Source organism: Pseudomonas sp. PS01297 (assembly GCF_029959305.1).
Lineage (GTDB): Bacteria > Pseudomonadota > Gammaproteobacteria > Pseudomonadales > Pseudomonadaceae > Aquipseudomonas > Aquipseudomonas helleri.
On the sequence record NZ_JASCPQ010000035.1, the window covers coordinates 44,203 to 50,259 of the forward strand.

A 6,057-nucleotide genomic window follows, 5' to 3' on the forward strand; every position below is an offset into this window, starting at 1 on the left:
CAAAGCTGCCTAATGGCGCACCCGGCAGGACTCGAACCTGCGACCATCCGCTTAGAAGGCGGATGCTCTATCCAGCTGAGCTACGGGCGCCTTATTAATCTGTACTCTGTGACGATTACAAACTAAGTGCTTTCAGTATCACCAAGCTGGACAACAACTTCGCTCTACCTTCTTAACCAGTGCTAGGCTGTGCCCGACAAGTGCGACGAATGTTATAGACGACCCTGAAAGTCGTCAACTGTTTTTTCAAAAAAGTTCAGAAATATAAAGGAGTTAGGGGAATTAGCAGACCAAGCGCCTTTGCCCGTACGCCACGGCATGCGAGAATGCACGTCCTTTCTCCACCCTTTACGATGGTTAATCACGCGTAATGACTGCACAACTAATCGACGGCAAAGCGATCGCCGCCAACCTGCGCAAGCAGATTGCCAAACGCGTCGCCGAGCGTCACGAGCAAGGCCTGCGCACTCCTGGTCTGGCAGTGATTCTGGTCGGCAGCGATCCTGCCTCCCAGGTTTATGTTTCGCACAAGCGTAAAGACTGCGAAGAGGTAGGCTTTCTCTCACAGGCCTATGACCTGCCGTCCGACACCACTCAGCAAGCGCTGACAGATTTGATCGACCGTCTTAATGACGACCCAAACATCGACGGCATCCTGCTGCAACTGCCGTTGCCAGAACACCTGGACGCTTCCAGCCTGCTGGAGCGTATCCGCCCCGACAAAGACGTCGACGGTTTCCATCCGTACAACGTAGGCCGTCTGGCCCAGCGCATTCCATTGCTGCGCCCGTGCACCCCTAAAGGCATCATGACCCTGCTGGAAAGCACCGGTCAGGACCTGTATGGAATGGACGCCGTTATTGTCGGCGCTTCCAACATTGTGGGTCGCCCCATGGCCATGGAACTGCTGCTCGCGGGCTGCACCGTCACCGTGACCCACCGCTTCACCAAGGATCTGGCTGGCCACGTAGGTCGTGCCGACCTGGTAGTCGTGGCTGCCGGCAAACCTGGCCTGGTCAAGGGTGAGTGGATCAAGGAAGGCGCCATCGTGATCGACGTTGGCATCAACCGTCAGGCTGATGGCAAGCTGGTCGGCGACGTGGTTTACGAGACCGCCCTGCCCCGCGCCGGCTGGATCACTCCGGTACCAGGCGGTGTTGGCCCGATGACTCGCGCCTGCCTGCTGGAAAATACGCTGTACGCGGCCGAGACATTGCACGGCTAAACCGTAGCGTCTCGCCCACAAAACGGCACCTTCGAGTGCCGTTTTTTATTTCAAAAAAAATCAAAAGATCGCGAGACAAGCTCGCTCCTACAAAGGAATTTCGATCACCCAGACAAACAAAAACCCGCACAAGGCGGGCTTTGTTTGAACAGCGAACAGCTTAGTCAGCCAGACGCCAGGTGGTGCCACCCTTGCCGTCTTCCAGCACAACGCCCATCGCCGTGAGCTGATCGCGGATGCGATCCGACTCAGCCCAGTCCTTGCCCGCGCGCGCGGCCAAACGAGCTGCAATCAATGCATCAACTTGCGCCGCATCAACTCGCCCTTCAGCGCCCGCCTGCAAAAAATCATCGGCTTCGAGCTGCAAGACACCCAGCACATCGGCCAACTCTTTAAGACGTGCTGCCAAACCGGCCGCCGCCAATTCGTCCGCTTCACGCAAACGGTTGATCTCGCGAACCATCTCGAACAGCACCGCACACGCTTCTGGCGTACCGAAGTCATCGTTCATCACGTGCGTAAAGCGCTCAACAAACGCCTCACCACCGGCCGGCGCCACTTTCGGCAAACCTTTGAGTGCGTGATAGAACCGCTCAAGCGCCGCTTTCGCGTCCTTGAGGTTGTCTTCGGAGTAGTTGATCGAGCTCCGGTAGTGGCTGGAAACCAACAGGTAACGCACCACTTCCGGATGATATTTCTCCAGAACGTCGCGAATGGTGAAGAAGTTGTTCAAGGATTTGGACATCTTCTCGCCATTGATGCGAATCATCCCGCAGTGCATCCAGGCATTGGCGTAGGTTTTACCCGTGGCCGCCTCGCTTTGGGCGATTTCGTTTTCATGGTGCGGGAATTCCAGATCGCTGCCGCCGCCATGAATATCGAAGGTCTCGCCCAGGCAGCAGGTCGACATCACCGAGCACTCAATGTGCCAGCCCGGACGCCCTGGACCCCACGGCGACTCCCAGCTTGGCTCGCCCGGCTTGACGCCTTTCCACAGCACGAAGTCCAGCGGGTCGTCTTTAGCCTCGTCGACTTCGATGCGAGCACCGATGCGCAGGTCTTCGATCTTCTTGCGCGACAGCTTGCCGTAGCCCATGAACTTGGCAACGCGGTAGTACACGTCACCATTGCCGGGAGCGTAGGCGTAGCCCTTGTCGATCAAAGTCTGGATCATCGCGTGCATGCCGGCGATATGGTCGGTGGCACGCGGCTCCATGTCCGGCTTCTTGATGTTCAGACGGGCTTCGTCTTCATGCATCGCGGCGATCATGCGCTCAGTCAGCGCTTCAAACGTTTCACCGTTTTCATTCGCACGATTGATGATCTTGTCGTCGATATCGGTGATGTTGCGCACATACGTCAAATCGTAACCGCTAAAACGCAACCAGCGCGTCACCAGGTCGAAGGCAACCATGCTGCGACCGTGACCCAGGTGGCAGTAGTCGTACACGGTCATGCCGCACACGTACATGCGCACCTTGTTGCCATCCAGAGGCTTGAAAACTTCTTTGCTCTTGGTGAGCGTGTTGTAGATCGTTAGCACGAGCTCTTCCTTAAAACTTGATCACTGGCCCCACGAATCACGCAGAGTCACGGTACGGTTGAATACCGGCTGACCTGGTTTCGAGTCCTTGATGTCTGCGCAGAAGTAACCTTCGCGCTCGAACTGGAAACGGTCTTCCGGCTGTGCATTGCCCAGCGAGGGTTCAGCACGACAACCGGTCAGCACTTGCAGTGAGTCAGGGTTGATGTTTTCCAGGAAGCCAGCGCCATCCTCGGCCTTTTCAGGGTTCGGCGAACGGAACAGGCGATCGTACAGACGCACTTCACACTCGACGCTGGCCGCCGCCGGCACCCAGTGCACCACACCTTTGACCTTACGGCCCTCAGGGTTCTTGCCCAGGGTTTCAGGGTCGTACGAGCAGTGCAGCTCAATGATGTTGCCGTCAGCATCTTTAATTGCATCATCGGCACGGATCACATAGCTGCCGCGCAGACGCACTTCGCCCGCAGGCTCAAGGCGCTTGTAACCTTTTGGCGGCTCTTCCATGAAATCGTCACGATCGATGTAAATCTCACGCGCGAATGGCAGCACGCGCACACCCATGTCTTCTTTAGGGTGGCAAGGCAGCTCAAGGTTTTCGACCTTGTCTTCAGGGTAGTTGGTGATGATCACTTTCAACGGGCGCAGCACGCACATGGCACGCGGAGCGCTGTGATCGAGGTCGTCACGGATGCTGAATTCCAGCATGCCGAAATCCACTACACCGTCCGAGCGGTTAGTACCGACCATGTCGCAGAAGTTACGGATCGACTTGGGCGTGTAACCACGACGGCGGAAACCCGACAGCGTCGACATGCGCGGGTCGTCCCAACCGTTCACGTGCTTTTCATCCACCAGCAGTTTGAGCTTGCGCTTGCTGGTGATGGTGTAGTTCAGGTTCAGGCGCGAGAACTCGTACTGACGCGGCTTGCTCGGCACCGGCAGGCTGTCGAGGAACCACTCATACAGAGGGCGATGGCTTTCGAACTCCAGGGTGCAGATAGAGTGGGTGATGCCTTCGATGGCGTCCGACTGACCGTGAGTGAAGTCGTAGTTCGGGTAGATGCACCACTTGTCACCGGTCTGGTGGTGGTGGGCATGGCGGATGCGGTACATGATCGGGTCGCGCAGGTTCATGTTCGGCGAAGCCATGTCGATCTTGGCACGCAGCACGCGGGCGCCGTCCGCAAACTCACCGGCGCGCATGCGAGCGAACCAGTCCAGGTTCTCTTCAACCGAACGGTCGCGGAACGGGCTGTTCTTGCCTGGCTCGGTCAGGGTGCCACGGTATTCCTTGGCTTGCTCAGGACTCAGGTCGTCGACATAGGCCTTGCCAGCCTTGATCAGCTCGACCGCCCAGTCATGCAACTGATCGAAATAGTGTGACGCATAGCGCACTTCGCCAGACCACTGGAAGCCCAGCCACTTCACGTCGCTTTCGATCGCGTCGATGTATTCCTGGTCCTCCTTGGCCGGGTTGGTGTCGTCAAAACGCAAGTGCGTGACGCCGCCAAATTCCTCGGCCAGGCCAAAGTTCACGCAAATGGATTTGGCGTGGCCAATGTGCAAGTAGCCGTTAGGCTCAGGCGGGAAGCGGGTCACGATCTGTTGGCATTTACCCGATTCAAGGTCCGCTTGCACGATTGGGCGCAGAAAATTGGCCGGTACAGCTGGGCCAGCCTTTGGATTCAGAGTGGGGTCGACAGTGGGCTTGCTCATAGGATCCTTGAACGTAACGGGTGCGCGGCCTGGAGCGGCCGACGGAAATCAAAGCGCCTATCATAGCCGATGCTGTCAAGTCCCTGACAGAGCAGGCGACCAATCAAAGCAATTGAAATGGGGCTTTTAGCCCCCATATCGCAAAAACACCATCGAAATGCTCTGCGGGCAGGCTAAACTTCGCCCGCGGCTGTATCTACCCAGCCCAACCGGGGCTGACGGTGTCATACGATTTCCTCGCCCAACGAATTCTCTGATAGAGCGATAACGACATGTCAAAAGTAAAACTGACCACCAACCACGGCGACATCGTGATTGAACTGAACGCTGAAAAGGCGCCAATTACTGTCGCCAACTTCCTCGAATACGTAAAAGCCGGCCACTACGAAAACACTGTTTTTCACCGTGTAATCGGTAACTTCATGATTCAGGGCGGCGGTTTTGAACCTGGCATGAAAGAAAAGAAAGACAAGCGCCCAAGCATCCAGAACGAGGCGGATAACGGCCTGTCGAACGACAAGTACACCATCGCCATGGCTCGCACCATGGAGCCGCATTCGGCTTCCGCGCAGTTCTTCATCAACGTGGCTGACAACAGCTTCCTGAACCACAGCGGCAAAAACGTTCAGGGCTGGGGCTACGCAGTGTTCGGCAAAGTGACCGAAGGTCAAGACGTTGTTGACAAGATCAAAGGCGTTTCGACCGGTTCCAAAGCGGGCCACCAGGACGTACCAGCAGAAGACGTGATCATCGAGAAAGCCGAGATCATTGAGTGATACTGCTGATTTCAGATTTGCATCTGGAAGAGGAGCGCCCGGACATTACCCGGGCGTTTCTGGATTTCCTGTCCGGGCGCGCGCGCTCGGCACAGGCGCTGTACATTTTGGGAGATTTTTTTGAAGCCTGGATCGGCGACGATGCAATGACGCCCTACCAGCGCTCCATCTGCGAAGCGCTGCGCGAATTGAGTGACAGCGGTACGAAGGTATTCCTGATGCACGGCAATCGTGATTTTCTGCTTGGCCAGGCCTTTTGCAAGGCGGCTGGCTGCACCCTGCTTAAAGACCCGAGCGTGGTCGATTTCTACGGCGAGCCGGTTTTATTGATGCACGGCGACAGCCTGTGCACCCGCGACGAAGCCTACATGCGTATGCGACGCTACCTGCGCAACCCGGTAACGGTGTGGATCTTGCGCCACTTGCCGTTGAGCACTCGCCATAAGCTGGCGCGCAAGCTGCGCAGCGAAAGCCGTGCGCAAACCCGCATGAAAGCCAACGACATTGTCGACGTGACCCCCGAGGAAGTACCGCGGATCATGGAGCACTTCGGCGTCAAGACCCTGATCCATGGCCACACCCACCGCCCCGCGATACACAAATTGCAACTTGGCGATTACGCCGCCAAGCGCATCGTACTCGGCGACTGGGACAAACAAGGCTGGGCCTTGCAAGTGGATGAACAAGGCATGCAACTGGCGCCGTTTGAGTTCGTCAATCCGCAATTGGCGCTACCTCACGCCACCCAATAAACACTGCCCACTGTAGGAGCGGGCGTTGGAGCCGCGAAAATT

5 protein-coding genes and 1 tRNA gene are annotated in these 6,057 nt (G+C 57.0%); 3 read left to right on the forward strand and 3 right to left on the reverse strand.

Annotated elements, in window-relative coordinates; genetic code table 11:
- Positions 1 to 13 precede the first annotated feature (13 nt).
- Positions 14 to 90: transfer RNA gene (locus QMX84_RS12655), tRNA-Arg, on the reverse strand.
- A gap of 280 nt (positions 91 to 370) precedes the next feature.
- Here QMX84_RS12655 and folD point away from each other — a divergent pair.
- A complete protein-coding gene (folD, locus tag QMX84_RS12660) occupies positions 371 to 1,225 on the forward strand; it encodes a bifunctional methylenetetrahydrofolate dehydrogenase/methenyltetrahydrofolate cyclohydrolase FolD (protein ID WP_123750075.1) in 855 nt (284 codons plus the stop codon).
- A gap of 160 nt (positions 1,226 to 1,385) precedes the next feature.
- Here the strand turns inward: folD and cysS are convergent, their stop codons facing one another.
- Entirely contained in the window at positions 1,386 to 2,768 is a 1,383-nt protein-coding gene (gene cysS, locus QMX84_RS12665; protein ID WP_262126583.1) for a cysteine--tRNA ligase, read from the reverse strand.
- A gap of 21 nt (positions 2,769 to 2,789) precedes the next feature.
- Positions 2,790 to 4,487, reverse strand: a complete 1,698-nt coding sequence (locus tag QMX84_RS12670) for a glutamine--tRNA ligase/YqeY domain fusion protein (RefSeq protein ID WP_282363933.1) — start codon at positions 4,485 to 4,487, stop codon at positions 2,790 to 2,792.
- 272 nt (positions 4,488 to 4,759) lie between these two features.
- Between QMX84_RS12670 and QMX84_RS12675 the strand changes: the two genes are divergently transcribed.
- Positions 4,760 to 5,263 carry a peptidylprolyl isomerase gene (locus QMX84_RS12675; RefSeq protein ID WP_048387287.1) on the forward strand — a complete coding sequence of 168 codons (504 nt, stop codon included), beginning with the start codon at positions 4,760 to 4,762 and terminating at the stop codon, positions 5,261 to 5,263.
- Entirely contained in the window at positions 5,260 to 6,015 is a 756-nt protein-coding gene (lpxH, locus tag QMX84_RS12680; RefSeq protein WP_282363934.1) for a UDP-2,3-diacylglucosamine diphosphatase, read from the forward strand. The genes QMX84_RS12675 and lpxH overlap by 4 nt, the downstream gene beginning before the upstream one ends.
- Positions 6,016 to 6,057: the final 42 nt, after the last annotated feature.

What these genes read in the sequence shown, in the direction of transcription:
- QMX84_RS12675 (WP_048387287.1), top strand. Translation starts at nt 4,760, where the DNA reads ATGTCAAAAGTAAAACTGACCACCAACCACGGCGACATCGTGATTGAA.
- QMX84_RS12670 (WP_282363933.1), bottom strand. Translation starts at nt 4,487, where the DNA reads ATGAGCAAGCCCACTGTCGACCCCACTCTGAATCCAAAGGCTGGCCCA.
- folD (WP_123750075.1), top strand. Translation starts at nt 371, where the DNA reads ATGACTGCACAACTAATCGACGGCAAAGCGATCGCCGCCAACCTGCGC.